Annotated in this window: 16 protein-coding genes; 10 read left to right on the plus strand and 6 right to left on the minus strand. The window is 71.8% G+C overall.

The window, feature by feature from the left end:
- On the minus strand, positions 1-557 hold a 557-nt coding region (locus L6E12_RS27935), incomplete at its 3' end, for a GNAT family N-acetyltransferase (protein ID WP_236230907.1).
- 56 nt (positions 558-613) lie between these two features.
- Between L6E12_RS27935 and L6E12_RS27940 the strand changes: the two genes are divergently transcribed.
- Complete coding sequence (locus L6E12_RS27940) at positions 614-1,297, plus strand: hypothetical protein (RefSeq protein ID WP_236230908.1); 684 nt, start codon at positions 614-616, stop codon at positions 1,295-1,297.
- A gap of 10 nt (positions 1,298-1,307) precedes the next feature.
- On the plus strand, positions 1,308-2,057 hold the full coding sequence (locus tag L6E12_RS27945; protein WP_236230909.1) for an alpha/beta fold hydrolase: 750 nt from the start codon (positions 1,308-1,310) through the stop codon (positions 2,055-2,057).
- A 49-nt stretch (positions 2,058-2,106) separates the two neighbouring features.
- Here the strand turns inward: L6E12_RS27945 and L6E12_RS27950 are convergent, their stop codons facing one another.
- The gene (locus L6E12_RS27950; RefSeq protein ID WP_236230910.1) at positions 2,107-2,880 is read right to left on the minus strand and encodes an enoyl-CoA hydratase-related protein; all 774 of its coding nucleotides are present in this window, start codon (positions 2,878-2,880) and stop codon (positions 2,107-2,109) included.
- A gap of 114 nt (positions 2,881-2,994) precedes the next feature.
- On the opposite strand from L6E12_RS27950, the gene L6E12_RS27955 reads away from it, so the two are divergent.
- Positions 2,995-3,567 (plus strand): helix-turn-helix domain-containing protein, encoded by a 573-nt coding sequence (locus L6E12_RS27955; protein ID WP_236230911.1) that lies wholly within the window; start codon positions 2,995-2,997, stop codon positions 3,565-3,567.
- A gap of 58 nt (positions 3,568-3,625) precedes the next feature.
- Here the strand turns inward: L6E12_RS27955 and L6E12_RS27960 are convergent, their stop codons facing one another.
- Entirely contained in the window at positions 3,626-3,793 is a 168-nt protein-coding gene (locus L6E12_RS27960; protein WP_236230912.1) for a hypothetical protein, read from the minus strand.
- 24 nt (positions 3,794-3,817) lie between these two features.
- On the opposite strand from L6E12_RS27960, the gene L6E12_RS27965 reads away from it, so the two are divergent.
- Complete coding sequence (locus L6E12_RS27965) at positions 3,818-4,462, plus strand: hypothetical protein (RefSeq protein WP_236230913.1); 645 nt, start codon at positions 3,818-3,820, stop codon at positions 4,460-4,462.
- Between the two features lie 456 nt (positions 4,463-4,918).
- On the opposite strand, the gene L6E12_RS27970 is transcribed toward L6E12_RS27965, so the two are convergent.
- Together L6E12_RS27970 and ccrA are read right to left on the minus strand one after the other, a co-directional pair.
- Positions 4,919-6,115 (minus strand): chromosome segregation protein, encoded by a 1,197-nt coding sequence (locus L6E12_RS27970; RefSeq protein ID WP_236230914.1) that lies wholly within the window; start codon positions 6,113-6,115, stop codon positions 4,919-4,921.
- A gap of 111 nt (positions 6,116-6,226) precedes the next feature.
- Positions 6,227-7,558, minus strand: a complete 1,332-nt coding sequence (gene ccrA, locus L6E12_RS27975) for a crotonyl-CoA carboxylase/reductase (protein WP_236230915.1) — start codon at positions 7,556-7,558, stop codon at positions 6,227-6,229.
- Between the two features lie 269 nt (positions 7,559-7,827).
- Here ccrA and L6E12_RS27980 point away from each other — a divergent pair, with 269 nt between their 5' ends.
- On the plus strand, positions 7,828-9,288 hold the full coding sequence (locus L6E12_RS27980; protein ID WP_236230916.1) for a peptide MFS transporter: 1,461 nt from the start codon (positions 7,828-7,830) through the stop codon (positions 9,286-9,288).
- Between the two features lie 91 nt (positions 9,289-9,379).
- On the opposite strand, the gene mce is transcribed toward L6E12_RS27980, so the two are convergent.
- Positions 9,380-9,832 carry a methylmalonyl-CoA epimerase gene (gene mce, locus L6E12_RS27985; protein ID WP_236230917.1) on the minus strand — a complete coding sequence of 151 codons (453 nt, stop codon included), beginning with the start codon at positions 9,830-9,832 and terminating at the stop codon, positions 9,380-9,382.
- A 151-nt stretch (positions 9,833-9,983) separates the two neighbouring features.
- On the opposite strand from mce, the gene L6E12_RS27990 reads away from it, so the two are divergent.
- The 5 genes from L6E12_RS27990 (at position 9,984) to L6E12_RS28010 (ending at position 14,817) form a co-directional block, all read left to right on the plus strand.
- Entirely contained in the window at positions 9,984-11,171 is a 1,188-nt protein-coding gene (locus tag L6E12_RS27990; protein WP_236230918.1) for an acetyl-CoA C-acetyltransferase, read from the plus strand.
- A 2-nt stretch (positions 11,172-11,173) separates the two neighbouring features.
- Positions 11,174-12,145, plus strand: a complete 972-nt coding sequence (meaB, locus tag L6E12_RS27995; protein WP_236230919.1) for a methylmalonyl Co-A mutase-associated GTPase MeaB — start codon at positions 11,174-11,176, stop codon at positions 12,143-12,145.
- A 287-nt stretch (positions 12,146-12,432) separates the two neighbouring features.
- On the plus strand, positions 12,433-13,332 hold the full coding sequence (locus L6E12_RS28000) for an ABC transporter ATP-binding protein (RefSeq protein ID WP_236230920.1): 900 nt from the start codon (positions 12,433-12,435) through the stop codon (positions 13,330-13,332).
- Complete coding sequence (locus L6E12_RS28005) at positions 13,329-14,381, plus strand: ABC transporter permease (protein ID WP_308075334.1); 1,053 nt, start codon at positions 13,329-13,331, stop codon at positions 14,379-14,381. The genes L6E12_RS28000 and L6E12_RS28005 overlap by 4 nt, the downstream gene beginning before the upstream one ends.
- Before the next feature lie 79 nt (positions 14,382-14,460).
- Positions 14,461-14,817 carry a DUF3817 domain-containing protein gene (locus L6E12_RS28010; protein WP_236230921.1) on the plus strand — a complete coding sequence of 119 codons (357 nt, stop codon included), beginning with the start codon at positions 14,461-14,463 and terminating at the stop codon, positions 14,815-14,817.
- Positions 14,818-14,848: the final 31 nt, after the last annotated feature.

Raw genomic sequence — 14,848 nt, forward strand, 5'->3', positions numbered from 1 at the left:
GAGGGGGAAGAAGGTTTCCTGGTCGAGCCCGCCGCGTTCCGGGTGGGGCCGCTGGTGCCGTGCCACCGGTAGAAGCGGGACGGGGCGCCCGCGTACTCGGCCTGGCGGAATTCGGTGAAGCCGAGCTTGTCGGCGACCCGCCGGGCCGGTTCGTTGTCCAGGGTGGTGATGATCCACACCGGGAGGTCCGGCCGTTCGGCGGCGGCCCAGTCCAGGGCGGCACCGGCCATCTCCGGGGCGTAGCCGCGGCCCCAGGCGCGGGGGCGCAGGCGGTAGTAGAGGTTCAGGTAGCGGTGGCCGTCGAACTCGCCGAGTTGCAGACCGCCGAAGCCCAGGACGGTGGCGTCGTCGGGGAGGGTGATGGACCAGTAGCCGAAGCCGTGGGTCCGCCAGTGGTCCAGCCAGAAGTCCAGTTGGGCGCTGGTCTCGGCCGGGGAGCTGGGGCCGCCGGGGCGGTGGCGGCAGGTGCGCGGATCGCCCTGGATGGCGACGGCGGCGGCGATGTCGGCCCGGTCGACCGGACGCAGGACCAGCCGCTCGGTACGGATGCCGGTCATGGCGCCGAACCTACCTCCACTGGCATGCGGTGCGCCGATGCGCTTCCATGGTCGACATGGTCGACACCGATGACGCGATGGACCGGGTGCCCTGCCCGCAGCCCTGGCGCAAGGCCGACGGGACGGTCAACCCGGCGGGTGACCCGGCGGGGCGGGTGCTGACCGCCGAGGTCGGCGGCGCCCGCGGTCTGCTGCTGCCGGTGCGCCAGTCGACCACCGCCGCCGTCGCCGTGCTGGCCGTCATCGGGGTGGCGCTGCTGGTGCTGGCCGCCTTCCTGTTCGCCACCGGGGGTGTCGTGGCGGTCATCGGCGGGGTCCTCGCGGTGCTGTTCGGGCTGCTGGTGGTGATCTCCTGCGCCACCGCGCTGCGCAAGCCGCGCACGGCCGCCGGGCTGCTGCTCACCCCCGACGAGCTGCTGCTCAACTGGACGACGCCGCTGGTCAGGCTGCCCTGGGCGCAGGTGCGGGAGGTGCGCCCGGTGGCGGTCCGGTTGGGGCGGGCCAACACCTCCGCGAGCGTCAACTACCTCGGCGTGGTCACGGCCGACCCCGGCGCGGCGGGCGAGCGGCACCGCGGGCAGGCCGAGCGGTTCGGCAAGGACCTGGCGTTCGCGCTGTCCATGCGCACCCTGCTGGTGGACCAGTTGGTGGCGTTGCGCGCGCTCACCCACTACCTCGACCACCCCGAGCACCGCGCCGAACTCGGCACCGGGGCGGCGGTCACCCGGCTGCACGGCTGAGGGTGGTCCAATGGGCGGTGTGCACCACACCGACACCGGCTCCGGTACTCCTTTCCTGCTGCTGCACGCCTTCCCGCTGGACTCCCGGATGTGGGACCCCGTGCGCGCCGAGCTGTCCGAGCACGTCCGCCTGATCACCCCCGACCTGCCCGGTTTCGGCCGCTCACCGGTCCCGCAGGCCCCGCCGTCCCTGGAGGCCACCGCCGCCGACCTGGTGGGGCTGCTGGACGACCTCGGCGTGGAGCGGGCCGTCGTCGGCGGCTCCTCGCTCGGCGGCTACGTGCTCATGGCGATGCTCCGCGCCGCCCCGGAACGCGTCTCCGGCGCGGTGTTCATCGGCACCAAGGCCACCGCCGACACCCCGGACGCGGCGGCCAACCGCGAAACCCTGGCGCGGCGGGCGGAGGCGGACGGCGTGGTGCCGTGGTTGGCCGAATCCATGCTGCCCAACCTGCTGCACGACCAGACCGCCGCGCCCGCGCTGCGCGCCACCATCGACGGCCAGTCACCCGCCGGGGTGGCGTGGACCGCCCGCGCCATGGCCGTCCGCCCGGACTCCCGGGAAACCCTCCGCGCCCTCGACCTCGACGCCCTCGTCGTCCACGGCGCCCACGACGCGCTGATGCCCCCCGGGGCGGGGCAGGACATCGCCGACCTCACCGGTGCCCGCCTGCACGTCGTGCCCACCGCGGGCCACCTCCCCGGCTACGAGACGCCCCGCGACTTCCTCGACGCCGTGATCCCCTGGCTGGCCCGGTAGCGGAACCGGCGAACGCCACCGCGCCCCTTTGGCGGTGTGCGGCGTGGTCCTAGTCCGGCCAGACCGGGGGGCGCTTCTCCAGGAACGCGGCCATGCCCTCCCGCGCGCCCGGGAGTTGCGAGGCCGCCGCCATGACCTCGATCGCCAGCGCGTAGGCGTCCTGCTCCGGCCGGTCGAGCTGGGCGTAGAGGGTGTGCTTGCCCAGGGCCCTGCTCGCCCGGCTGCCCCTGGTGGCGCGGGCGAGCAGGTCGTCCACAGTGGAGTCCAGGTCGGCGTCCGGGACCACCCGGTTGACCAGGCCCCAGTCCAGGGCGGTGCGGGCGTCGACGACGTCGCCGGTGAGGGCCAGCTCCATCAGGCGCTTGCGCCCGATGGAGCGGGCGACGGGGACCGCCGGGGTGTGGCAGAACCAGCCTCCCTTGCCGCCGGGCAGGGCGAACCCCGCCGACTCGGCGGCCACCGCCAGGTCGCAGGTGGCGACGAGCTGGCAGCCCGCCGCGGTGGCCAGCCCGTGCACCCGGGCGATCACCACCTGCGGGATCGCGTGCACGGTCCGCATCAGGTCCGTGCACAGGACCAGCAGGTCGCGGACCCCGGCCAGGTCGCGGGCGGCCACGTCGCCGAAGTCGTGGCCCGCGGAGAAGACCGGGCCCGCCCCCGCCAGGACCACCCCGGTCGCGTCCGACTCGCCCGCCGCGCGGAAGGCGGTGAGCAGTTCGGCGAGGTGGTCGGCGGACAGCGAGTTGCGGCGCGCGGGCCGGTCCATGGTGATCCGCACCGCCTCGCCGGTCCGTTCCACCCTGATGTGCTGGTACTCGGTCATGCCCCCGACGCTAGCCGTGGTCGCCGGGTCGGGGTTGCCCCCGCGCCCCGACCGACCCCCGCCATCGCTCTGCCGTAATGCCAAATTCCGTGCCGACATGGCAAAGTGGTCGCCATGGACGTCGACCAGGTGCTGGCCGGGATCGGGAGCAGGCTCAAGGCCGTGCGGGTGGAGCGGGGAACCACCCTGACCGCCCTCGCCGCCGAAACGGGCATCTCGGTCAGCACGCTGTCCCGCCTGGAGTCCGGCAAGCGCAAGGCGACCCTGGAGCTGCTGCTGCCGATCGCCCGCGCCCACGGCAGCGACCTCGACGAACTCGTCGGCCTCACCGGCACCCCGGACCCCCGCGTGCACGCCGAACCGCGCGAGGTCGAGGGCCGGACCTTCTGGCCCCTCACCGCCGCCCCCGGCCAACCGCGCGCCTACAAGGTGCTGTTCCCCCCGAGCACCGATGAACCGGACCAGCGCACCCACGAGGGCCACGAGTGGATGTACGTCCTCAGCGGCCGACTGCGGCTGCTGCTCGGCCCGCACGACGTCGTGCTGGCACCGGGGGAGGCCGTCGAGTTCGACACCAGGGTGCCGCACTGGGTCGGCAACCCCGGCCCCCACCCGGCCGAGGCCCTGATCCTGTTCGGCAGGCAGGGGGAACGGGTCCACCTGCGCACCAAGTCCTCAGTGGACTAGAGACCTCCGCGAAGCGGCCCGGTCACCACCGAGCGGAATCCCGGGCTCCGGAACCGCGTCACTCCTCGGCGCCGCCCTCGGCCTCTGCGACCCGCCGCCGCAAGCGCTCGCGCACCTCGTCCGGCGTGTACGCCCGCCGCTGCCGCTCCGCCCGCGTCATCACCACACCGGTCGCCGCCACGCCCACGACACCCGCCAGACCGAGGAACTTCCACACCCGCCGCATCCGCGCAGGCTACCGTTCCCGGACATGATCGACCTCGACCAGGCAGTCTCGCTGACCCGCACCGGCGACCTCTGGCTCTTCCGCGGGCGCACCCCCGCCGACCGGGCCATCCAGACCCTCACCAACAGCCCGGTCAACCACGTCGGCATGGCCGTGGTGCTGGAGGACCTGCCGCCGCTGATGTGGCACGCGGAGCTGGGGCGCTCCCTGCCCGACCGCTGGTCGGGGGAGCGTCAGCGTGGGGTGCAGTTGCACGACCTGCGCGACGCCGTGGTCGTGTGGGCCACCCGGTACGGGCAGCGGGCCTGGCTGCGGCAGTTGACACCGCTGGTCTCCGCCGCGCAGGAGGACGCGCTGCTGCGCACGATCGCCCGGTTGGACGGGATGCCGTTCCCGTCGAGCGCGCGGCTGCTGGGACGGTGGGCGCGGGGTCAGACACCCCGGTTGCGGTGGCAGAGGGGCCGGTCCCGCGACCTGGAATCGGCGTACTGCGCCGAGGTGGTGGGGGCGACCTACGAGGACATGGGGTTGCTGCCCGCGGGGCGTCCGCACAGCTACGACCCGGGGCAGTTCTGGAGCGGGGACGACCTGCGGTTGCTGGAAGGGGCCCGGCTGGGGGCGGAAATCGCGGTGTCGGTGCCGGAGGGGAGCGTTCCGGTGGGGGAGTGAAAGCCACAACATCGCTTCGGCCAACCGGGCCGGTGGGGTCGCGGGACTGCTGGAGGTCATGGAGATCTGCGGCGGGTTGCTGAGTGCCGTCGTGCGGATCGTGGCGCCGGATGTGGTTGCGCACCACCGGTTCGGGCGGGAACGACAAATCCCGAGTCCTTGCAACAAGCCTGGTTGTCGTGCAGGCTCATGGCGTTGGATCAGGCGGATGTGGTCGTCGTTGTCGGGGGCAAGCCCGACAGGTCGGCCAACACTGTCCTGCACGTCGCTGATGTGCGCCGGGTGCCAGTCGTGCCTTTCACCTTCCTCGGTGGTGCAGCCGAGCGGGCGTTCCGACAGCGCGACTGGGCCGGTGCCCATTCCTGCCCATCGTCCTGTGGAGCCGGTCGTGTGCCGCTGGCCGGTACTGCTACAACGAGACCGACTTGGCCTTGCGCCACCACCTCGCTGATCTGGCTAGTTCCCGGGGGCCGTGGGGGCGGCCTTGCGGGCGGTGGGCGACGGCTTGGCCAGTTGCTGGGTGCGGTCGTCCTGGGAGACGGGTTCCGCGGACGGGACCGGCTGCTCGGTGGCCGTGACCTCGGTGGGTTCCCACGGTTCCTTGGGCGGGCCCGCGATGGCGGGCGGGCGGTCCGCGGGGGTGCGCCGCACCGACTGCATCGCCCTGGTCGGGGAGTCGTCCGACGGGGAGCCGTCGACCACCGGGTTGGCGGAGAGGCGTTCCTCCGGCAGGGGGTCGAGGACCGGGGCGGCGTCCGCGAGCTGCACGTGGGCGTCGGCGATGAGGTCGCGGGCCGAGACGAGCTGGTCGGCGACCCTGGCCCGGAGCCTGCGCAGCGCGGCGACGCGCTCGGTGGCGTGGCTGATGCGGCGGTTGGACTCGTCGGTGGCCTCGCGGACCCGGCGGTGGGCCTCGGTGGTGGCCTCCTGCAGGCGGGCCGTGGCCTCGGTGATCGCGTCGTGGCGGCGGCGGTTGGCCTCCTCGGTGGCCTCGCGCACCCGCCGCTCGGCCTCGGCCTTGCTGGTGGCCTCGCGCTCGGCCAACTGCCGCATCGACTCGGTGCGGCGGCCCGCCATGGCGATCTCGAAGTCCTCTTCGACCTGGGTGCGGCGGGCCTCGGACTCGGCCTCCAGCCGGGCGGCCTCGGCGCGGGCGGAGCCGACCAGGTGGTCGGCGTCGGCGCGGGCCTTCTCGACGATGCCCCGGTGCTCGTTCTCCATGGCGACCCGGCGGGCCTCCAGGTCGGCCATCATCTGGTCGTACTGCCTGCGCAGGGCCTGGCCGTCGGCCTCGGCCTGGGCGCGGATGTGCGAGGCCTCGGCCTCCGAGCGGCGGCGGGTCTCCTCGGCCTCCTCGGTGGCCAGCCGCAGCATCCGCTGCAGCCGCTCGCTGAGGCCCTCCAGGGTGGTCGGCGGCAGCGACAGCCGGTCGATCTGCCCGCGCATGTCGTCGATCTGGCCGCGGGCGCTCTCCAACTGCTTGGCCAGGTCGCCCGCCTGGGCGACGGCCGCGTTGCGGTCGGCGTGCAGGAGTTGCAGCTCAGCGTCGATCCGCTCCAGGTGCTCGTCCACCTGGCCGCGGCTGTAGCCGCGTTTGGTGATGTCGAAACCGGGACCCAGCGGCACCAGATCGCGTTCCTCGCCCAAAGCCATGCGCCCACGCTACCTGTCCCGCTGTCGCCACTCCCGGCAACTGGCCGAATAATTGCCGATGGCGCCTCCCGGGTGCCGCCGGTATGGGCGGCGGCACCCGGGAGAATCCTCTCAGACCCCGCGGAAGCGGTTGATCGCGTCCAGGTGCTTGGCGCGCATCTCGTGGTCGCGCACGCCCAGGCCCTCCTCGGGGGCCAGGCACAGCACGCCGACCTTGCCCTGGTGGGAGTTGCGGTGCACGTCCAGCGCGGCCTGGCCGGTGTCCTCCAGCGCGTAGGTCTTCGACAGGGTCGGGTGCACCAGGCCCTTGGCGATGAGCCGGTTGGCCTCGTAGGACTCGCGGTAGTTCGCGAAGTGCGAGCCGATGATCCGCTTGAGGTTCATCCACAGGTACCGGTTGTCGTACTCGTGCATGAAGCCCGAGGTCGACGCGCAGGTCACGATGGTGCCGCCCTTGCGGGCGACGTAGACCGAGGCGCCGAAGGTCTCGCGGCCCGGGTGCTCGAAGACGATGTCCGGGTCCTCACCGCCGGTGAGCTCGCGGATCTTCTTGCCGAACCGCTGCCACTCCTTCGGGTCCTGGGTCGACTCGTCCTTCCAGAACTTGTAACCCTCCGCGTTGCGGTCGATGATCAGCTCCGCGCCCATCTTGCGGCAGATCTCGGCCTTCTCCGGGCTCGACACCACGCAGATCGGGATGGCGCCGCCGTTGAGCGCGAACTGGGTGGCGTAGGAGCCCAGGCCACCGGAGGCGCCCCAGATCAGGACCGTGTCGCCCTGCTTCATGTTGGCACCGTTGGTGGAGACCAACTGCCGGTAGGCGGTGGAGTTCACCAGTCCGGGGGACGCGGCTTCCTCCCAGGTGAGGTGGTCCGGCTTGGGCATGAGCTGGTTCGCCTTGACCAGGGCGATCTCGGCGAGGCCGCCGAAGTTGGTCTCGAAGCCCCAGATCCGCTGCTCGTTGTCGAGCATCGTGTCGTTGTGCCCGTCCGGGCTCTCCAGCTCGACGTTGAGGCAGTGCGCGACCACCTCGTCGCCCGGCTTCCAGCTGTGCACGCCGGGGCCGGTGCGCAGCACGACGCCCGCCAGGTCGGAGCCGACCACGTGGTAGGGCAGGTCGTGCCGCTTCGACAGCGGGGAGAGCTTGCCGAAGCGCTCGAGGAACTTGAACGTGGAGACCGGCTCGAAGATGGAGGTCCACACGGTGTTGTAGTTGATGGCGCTCGCCATGACCGCGACCAGGGCCTCGCCCGGGCCCAGCTCGGGGGTGGCGACCTCGTCGAGGTGCAGGGACTTGCGCGGGTCCTTGTCGCGCGAGGCCATGCCCTTGAACATCTCGACCTCGTCGGCGTGCACGGTCACCCCGCGGTAGTGCTCGGGGACCGGCAGCGAGCCGATCGCATCCAGCTCATCGGCCTGGATGGCGTCGAGGATCTTCTGCACGGCGGACCTCCTGGAGGGGATTTCGGTTCGTCGCCCGGGTGTCCAGGCCCAGGTGGAGCGAGGTTACTTGCGGGTAGCGATTCAGCACCAGCGGTGTGACAGATGGCACCCGCAGGCTATGCCCCGGCAACCGTCCGGACCACCGGACCTGTCATCGGGCAACAGTTCGGCCTCATCGGGTGTGTGGTTCACGGACCTGGGAAAGTCGGTGCCAGTGTGCGACGGCCTCCGGGGCGCCGTCGCACCCCGGAGCAAAGGAATGTGTCGCTGTGGCCACCTCCACCGAGGTCGACCAGGACCGCGGGTTCTTCGGGCACCCACGAGGGCTCGCGAACCTGTTCGGAACAGAGATGTGGGAGAGGTTCTCCTTCTACGGGATGCAGGGCATCCTCTTGTACTACCTGTACTTCTCCGCCGCCGAGGGCGGTTTGGGGATCGACCAGGCCACCGCGGCCGGGATCGTCGGGGCCTACGGCGGGTCGGTGTACCTGTCGACGATCGCCGGGTCCTGGGTGGCCGACCGGCTCTTCGGGCCGGAGCGCACCCTGTTCTACAGCGGCGTGTCCATCCTCGTCGGCCACGTGGCCCTCGCCGCCCTGCCCGGCGTGGCGGGCGTCGCGGTCGGGCTGGTCTGCGTGGCGCTGGGCTCCGGCGGGCTCAAGGCCACCGCCACCACCCTGGTCGGCGCGCTCTACGCCGAGGACGACGACCGCCGCGACGCCGGGTTCTCGATCTTCTACATGGGCGTCAACATCGGCGCGCTGGTCGGGCCGCTGCTCACCGGTCTGCTGCAGACCCGGCTCGGCTTCCACTGGGGCTTCGGCCTCGCCGCGGTCGGCATGGCGATCGGGCTCGCGCAGTACGCGTTGGGCCGCAAGAACCTCCCCGAGTCCGGGCGCGCGGTGCCCGACCCGCTCGACCCGGCGGGCCGGGTCCGCTCCGCCGTGGTGATCGGACTGGGCCTCGTCGCGGTCGTGGTGCTGGTGCTCACCGGGGTGATCGACGCGGACAACCTGGCCACCGTCGTCACCTGGGTCATCGCCGCCGCGGCCGTCGCGCTGTTCGCCGTGCTGCTCACCAGCGGTCGGGTGGAGCGCGTCGAGCGGCGGCGGGTGCTGGCGTTCGTGCCGATGTTCCTGGTGAGCTTCGGGTTCTGGGCGCTGTTCCAGCAGCAGTTCACCGTGCTGGCCATCTACGCCGAGGAGCGGGTCGACCTCGACGTGTTCGGCTTCGCGGTGCCGCCGTCGTGGTTCAGCTCGGTGGAGCCGCTGTTCGTGGTGCTGCTGGCGTCGGTGTTCGCCGCGCTGTGGGTCCGGCTCGGGCCGCGCCAGCCGTCCACACCGGTCAAGTTCGCCCTGGGCGTCGGGTTCATGGGCGTGGCGTTCCTGGTGATGGCGCTGCTGGGGTTCACCAGGGGCGAGCACGTGGTCTCGCCGTGGCTGCTGGTGCTGGTGCTGGTGATCTTCGTGCTGGGCGAGCTGTGCCTGTCGCCGGTGGGGCTGTCGCTGTCGACGAAGCTGGCGCCCGCGGCGTACCGGGCGCAGATGGTGGCGCTGTTCTACCTGTCGATCGCGCTCGGCAGCTCGGTGGCCGGTGCGCTCGCGGAGTACTACACCGCGGACGGCGAACCGGTGTACTTCGGCCTGCTCGGCGGCGGGGCGATCGCGCTCGGCCTGGTGATGGCGGCGCTCACCCCGGTGGTGCGGCGGCTGATGGGCGGCGTGCGCTGATCCTGATCCGATTCAGGACGATCGGCGGATTCGATTCAGCGACCGGGGAAGCGTGCCGCGGTGGGGACCGGGTGGCACGCTTCCCCGTCGGCTAGTGGCCGCCGCCGGCGGCGGGCTCGACGAGTTCGACCAGGACGCCACCGGCGTCCTTGGGGTGGACGAAGTTGACCCTGCTGTCGGCGGTGCCGCGCTTGGGCTTGTCGTAGAGCAGGCGCAAGCCCTTGGCGCGCAACGCGTCCGCGGTCGCCTCGACGTCGGCCACCCGGTAGGCGAGCTGCTGCAACCCGGGGCCGCTGCGGGCGATGAACTTGGCGATCGTCGACTGGTCGTTGATCGGGGCCAGCAACTGCACGGCCGTCCCGGTCCCGTCGTCGCCCGGCGCGCGCAGCATGGCCTCGCGCACGCCCTGTTCCTCGTTGACCTCCTCGTGCACGGACACCAGGCCGAAGTGGTCGCGGTAGAACGCGATCGCCTCGTCCAGGTCCGGCACGGCCACTCCGACGTGGTCGATGGCCACCACGTGCGGGACAAGTGCTTCGTTCATGGGGGAACGATACGCCGTGCCTACCCATCGGTAACCAATTGCTGTGCGGCTACTCACACGAGCACGTGGCGAACCGGTCACGCGCGGGTATGGTCCCGGTTAACGCACGTTCGCCGTCGTCTGTTCGTCAAGAGCCATATAGGAGACCGCCGTGTCCGGATCCGTCATCGTCGCCGGGGCGCGCACGCCCATCGGCCGACTGCTCGGTTCGCTCAAAGACTTCACCGGCGCCCAGCTCGGTGGGTTCGCCATCAAGGCGGCCCTGGAGAAGGCGGGCGTGAAGCCCGAGCAGGTGCAGTACACGATCATGGGTCAGGTGCTGACCGCGGGCGCGGGCCAGATCCCGGCCCGGCAGGCCGCCGTCGCCGCGGGCATCCCGATGGACGTCCCCGCGCTGACCATCAACAAGGTCTGCCTCTCCGGCCTCGACGCGATCGCCCTGGCCGACCAGCTCATCCGCGCGGGCGAGTTCGACATCGTCGTCGCGGGCGGCCAGGAGTCCATGACCCAGGCCCCGCACCTGCTGCCGAAGTCCCGCTCCGGCTTCAAGTACGGCGACGTGACCCTGCAGGACCACATGGCCTACGACGGCCTGTTCTGCGCCTTCGACCAGGTCGCCATGGGCTCCTCGACGGAGAAGTACAACACCCGCTACGGCCTGACCCGCGAGCAGCAGGACGCGTTCTCCGCCGCCTCGCACCAGAAGGCCGCCAAGGCCATCGCCGACGGCCGCTTCGCCGACGAGATCGCCCCGGTCACCATCCCGCAGCGCAAGGGCGACCCGGTCGTGTTCGACACCGACGAGGGCGTGCGCGGCGAGACCACCGCGGCCAGCCTGGGCAAGCTGCGCCCGGCCTTCGCCAGCGACGGCACCATCACCGCGGGCTCCGCCTCGCAGATCTCCGACGGCGCGGCCGCGGTCGTGGTGATGAGCAAGGCCAAGGCCGAGGAGCTGGGCCTGACCTGGATCGCCGAGATCGGCGCGCACGGCGTCGTCGCGGGCCCGGACGCCAGCCTGCACGAGCAGCCGTCGAACGCGATCAAGGCGGCGCTGGCCAAGCAGAAGCTGGAAGCCTCCGACCTCGACCTGATCGAGATCAACGAGGCCTTCGCCGCGGTCGGCGTGGTGTCGACGGACAAGCTGGGCGTCAGCGAGGACATCGTCAACGTCAACGGCGGCGCCATCGCCCTGGGCCACCCCATCGGCGCCTCCGGCGCCCGCCTGGTGGTCCACCTCGCCTACGAGCTCAAGCGCCGCGGCGGCGGCGTCGGCGCGGCGGCCCTGTGCGGCGGCGGCGGCCAGGGCGACGCGCTGATCATCAGCGTGCCCAAGGCCTGAGCTTGGCCCGGAAAGTGGAGGTCGGTGACCTGGTCGACCGCGCGCGGCAGCGACAGCCGCGCGCGGTCGCCAGGCTCATCTCCCTCGTCGAGGACGCCAGCCCGCAGCTCCGCGAGGTCGCCGCGGCCCTGGCCCCGCACACCGGCCGGGCCGAGGTCATCGGCCTGACCGGCTCCCCGGGGGTCGGCAAGTCGACCACCACCTCCGCGCTCGTGTCGGCCTACCGCGCGCAGGGCAAGCGGGTGGGCGTCCTCGCCGTCGACCCCTCCTCCCCCTTCTCCGGCGGCGCCCTCCTTGGCGACCGGATCCGGATGCAGGACCACGCCACGGACCCGGACGTCTTCATCCGCTCCATGGCCACCCGCGGCCACCTCGGCGGCATGGCCTGGGCCACCCCGCAGGCCCTGCGCGTCCTCGACGCCGCGGGCTTCGACGTGGTCCTGATCGAGACCGTCGGCGTCGGCCAGTCCGAAGTGGACGTCGTGTCCCTGGCCGACACCACCCTGGTCCTGCTCGCCCCCGGCATGGGCGACGGCATCCAGGCCGCCAAGGCGGGCATCCTGGAGATCGCCGACGTGTTCGTGGTCAACAAGGCCGACCGCGACGGCGCCGAGACCACCGTCCGCGAACTCAAGTACATGATCTCCCTGGGCAGGCGCGAGATCCGCGGCGCCACCTGGCGCCAGCCGGTCTGCAAGACCGTCGCCGCCCGCACCGAGGGCATCGACGAGGTCACCGCGGCCATCGCCGAACACCGCGCGTGGATGGTGCAGCGGGGCGAACTCGCCGAGCGCCGCACCCACCGCGCCAGGACCGAGGTCGAGGCCATCGCGGTCGAGACCCTCCGCTCCACCCTCGGCAACCTCCGCGGCGGCGACACCCTGGACCGCCTCGCCAAGCAGGTCATGGCGGGCCACCTGGACCCGTACGCCGCCGCCACCACCCTCATCGAGGACGTCAAGGCGGCGGACTAGGCCGTGTTTCGGAAGTCTCGTTCGATGAGAGTCGTGATCGGGGTGGTTCCTGGCGGTGCGGGAGGAGGGCGCCGATACCGGGGTTGTATCGGTGTCCTCCTCCCGTGCCGCCAGGGGCCGCATCCGGCGCGGCTATCGCGAACACGGGCTTTCGAAACACGGCCTAGGCCGCCGCGGGGCACCGGCGACTGTCCACAACCGGAACCCGGACGGGCCGACTAGCCCACTCGGCCCAACCCGCGCGTTTCCCCTCTCCCCGCATCACCCGGACCGGTTACCTTCCCCGCATGGCAGCGATCGTCGTCGAGGACATCCGCAAGTCCTATGGGGACCTCAGGGCGGTCGACGGCGTGTCGTTCACCGTCGCGGAGGGTGAGTTCTTCGGCATCCTCGGCCCCAACGGCGCGGGGAAGACCACCACCCTGGAAATCGTCGAGGGCCTGCGCCGACCCGACGGCGGCTCGGTCCGCCTCCTGGGCGAGAACCCCTTCCCGCGCAACGTCAAGCTCCTCCCCAGGGTCGGCGTGCAGCTCCAGGCGTCCGCCTTCTTCGAGAAGCTCTCCGCCCGCGAACAGTTGGAGACCTTCGCCGCCCTCTACGGCGTCGGCCCGGCGCGGGCGGGGGAGGTGCTCGACCTCGTCGGCCTCGCCGACAAGGCGGAAACCCGGGAGGATAGGCTCTCCGGCGGGCAGCGCCAGCGGTTGTCCATCGCCTGCGCCCTGGTGCACGACCCCGACGTGGTCTTCCTCGACGAGCCGACCGCGGCGCTGGACCCACAGGCGCGGCGGAACCTGTGGGACGTGCTGCGCGCCATCCAGGCCCGGGGCAAGACCATCGTCTACACCACCCACTACCTCGACGAGGCGGAGATCCTCTGCGACCGGGTGGCGATCATGGACTCGGGGCGGGTGCTGGCCCTCGACACCCCCGCCGCCCTGGTGCGCGGGCTCGACGCGCCGGTGCGGGTGATCGTGGAGCGGGGCGCGCTCGCCGCGGACACCGCGGCCGGGTTGCCCGGCGCCGACGAGGTGACCGAGGACGACCAGTCGCTCACGATCAGCACGCGGACCCCCGCGCCGCTGCTCTCGGCGTTGGCCGAGCGGGGGACCCTGGACGGGTTGCAGGTTCGGACAGCGACCCTCGAAGACGTCTTCCTGCACCAGACCGGACGGGAGTACCGGGCGTGAACAGCCCCTTCACGAGCCTGTCGCTGGCGATGGCGAAGGGCTTCTTCCGCGAGAAGACGACCCTCTTCTTCACCTTCGTCTTCCCGCTGATGTTCCTGGTGGTGTTCGGGCTGCTGTTCAGCGACCCCGGCACCGACAAGATCAAACTGGGGTCGGTCGGCGACGGCGGGCCGGTGGTGGCCGCGCTCCGGGAGACCGGAGCCGTGGAGGTCGAGCGCTACGACACCCTCGACGCCGGGCTGGCCGAGGTGCGCGACGGGAACCTGCCCGGGCTGGTGGAGGTGACCGGCGACCGGGTGGTGCTGCACTTCGCCGCCGGCGACCAGGCCCAGGCGGGCACGGTGCGCGGGCTGGTGCAGGGCACCACCCAGGAGCTGAACGTCGCCGCGAGCGGGCAGCCGCCGAAGTTCGCCTTCGCCGCCACCCAGGTCGAGGACTCGTCGCTGAAGGCCATCCAGTACCTGACGCCGGGCATCCTGAGCTGGGGGATCGCCATCTCCGCGGTGTTCGGGGCGGCGTTGCCGCTGGTGAGCTGGCGGCGCAAGCAGGTGCTGCGCAAGCTGCGGCTGGCCCCGGTCAGCACCACCACGGTGCTCGGCTCCCGGCTGCTGGTCACCATCACCGTGGCCGTCATCCAGGCGGTGCTGTTCGTCGCCGTGGCGTCACTGCCGGTGTTCGGGCTGGCGCTGTCGGGCACCTGGTGGCTGTCGATCCCGGTGTTCCTGCTCGGCATCCTGGCGTTCTTCTCCATCGGGATGCTGGTGGGGGCGTTCTGCAAGACCGAGGAGGCGGCCTCCGGGGCGGCGAACATCCTGGTGCTGCCGATGTCGTTCCTGTCCGGCTCGTTCTTCCCGATCGAGAACGCCCCGGGGTGGTTGCAGGCTGTGTCCAACGTCCTACCGCTGCGCCACATGAACGACGGCATGACCGACTTCCTGGTGCGCGGCAAGGGTTTCGAGGCCCTGCTGGTGCCCTGCGCGGTCCTGCTGGGCTTCACCCTGGTGGTGAGCTTCGTCGCATCGAAGGTCTTCAGCTGGGAGGACAACTAGGTCTTTTGAGCTGTTCGCGCAGGTCAGGGATCTGTGGGGTGCGCTGTCGGTGAGCCCGTTCACACTCCACACTGGAGCCATGTTCGATACCGCAGCCGGTCGCTTCCGTGCCGTCGCCTTCGCCGAGGCCGTTTCCTGGGTCGGCCTGCTCGTCGGGATGTTCTTCAAGTACGTCACCGAGTCCGGGGAGCTGGGGGTCAAGATCTTCGGCCCGGTCCACGGCTTCGTCTTCGTGGCGTACCTGCTGGTGACCGCCCTCGCCGCGCGCGAGTACCGGTGGAACCGCTGGACCACCGTCTGGGCGGTGGTCTGCAGCGTGCCGCCGCTGGCCACCCTGGTCTACGAGCGCTGGGCCCTGCGCACCGGCAAGCTCGACCCCATCGGCGGGACGCACCGCTCCCGCACCCCGCAGATCGGCGTCCCCGAACCCGTCTGACCCACACCCACGCGAACAGGGACGGCCCACC

Source organism: Actinokineospora sp. PR83 (genome assembly GCF_021056305.1).
Taxonomy (GTDB): domain Bacteria; phylum Actinomycetota; class Actinomycetes; order Mycobacteriales; family Pseudonocardiaceae; genus Actinokineospora; species Actinokineospora spheciospongiae.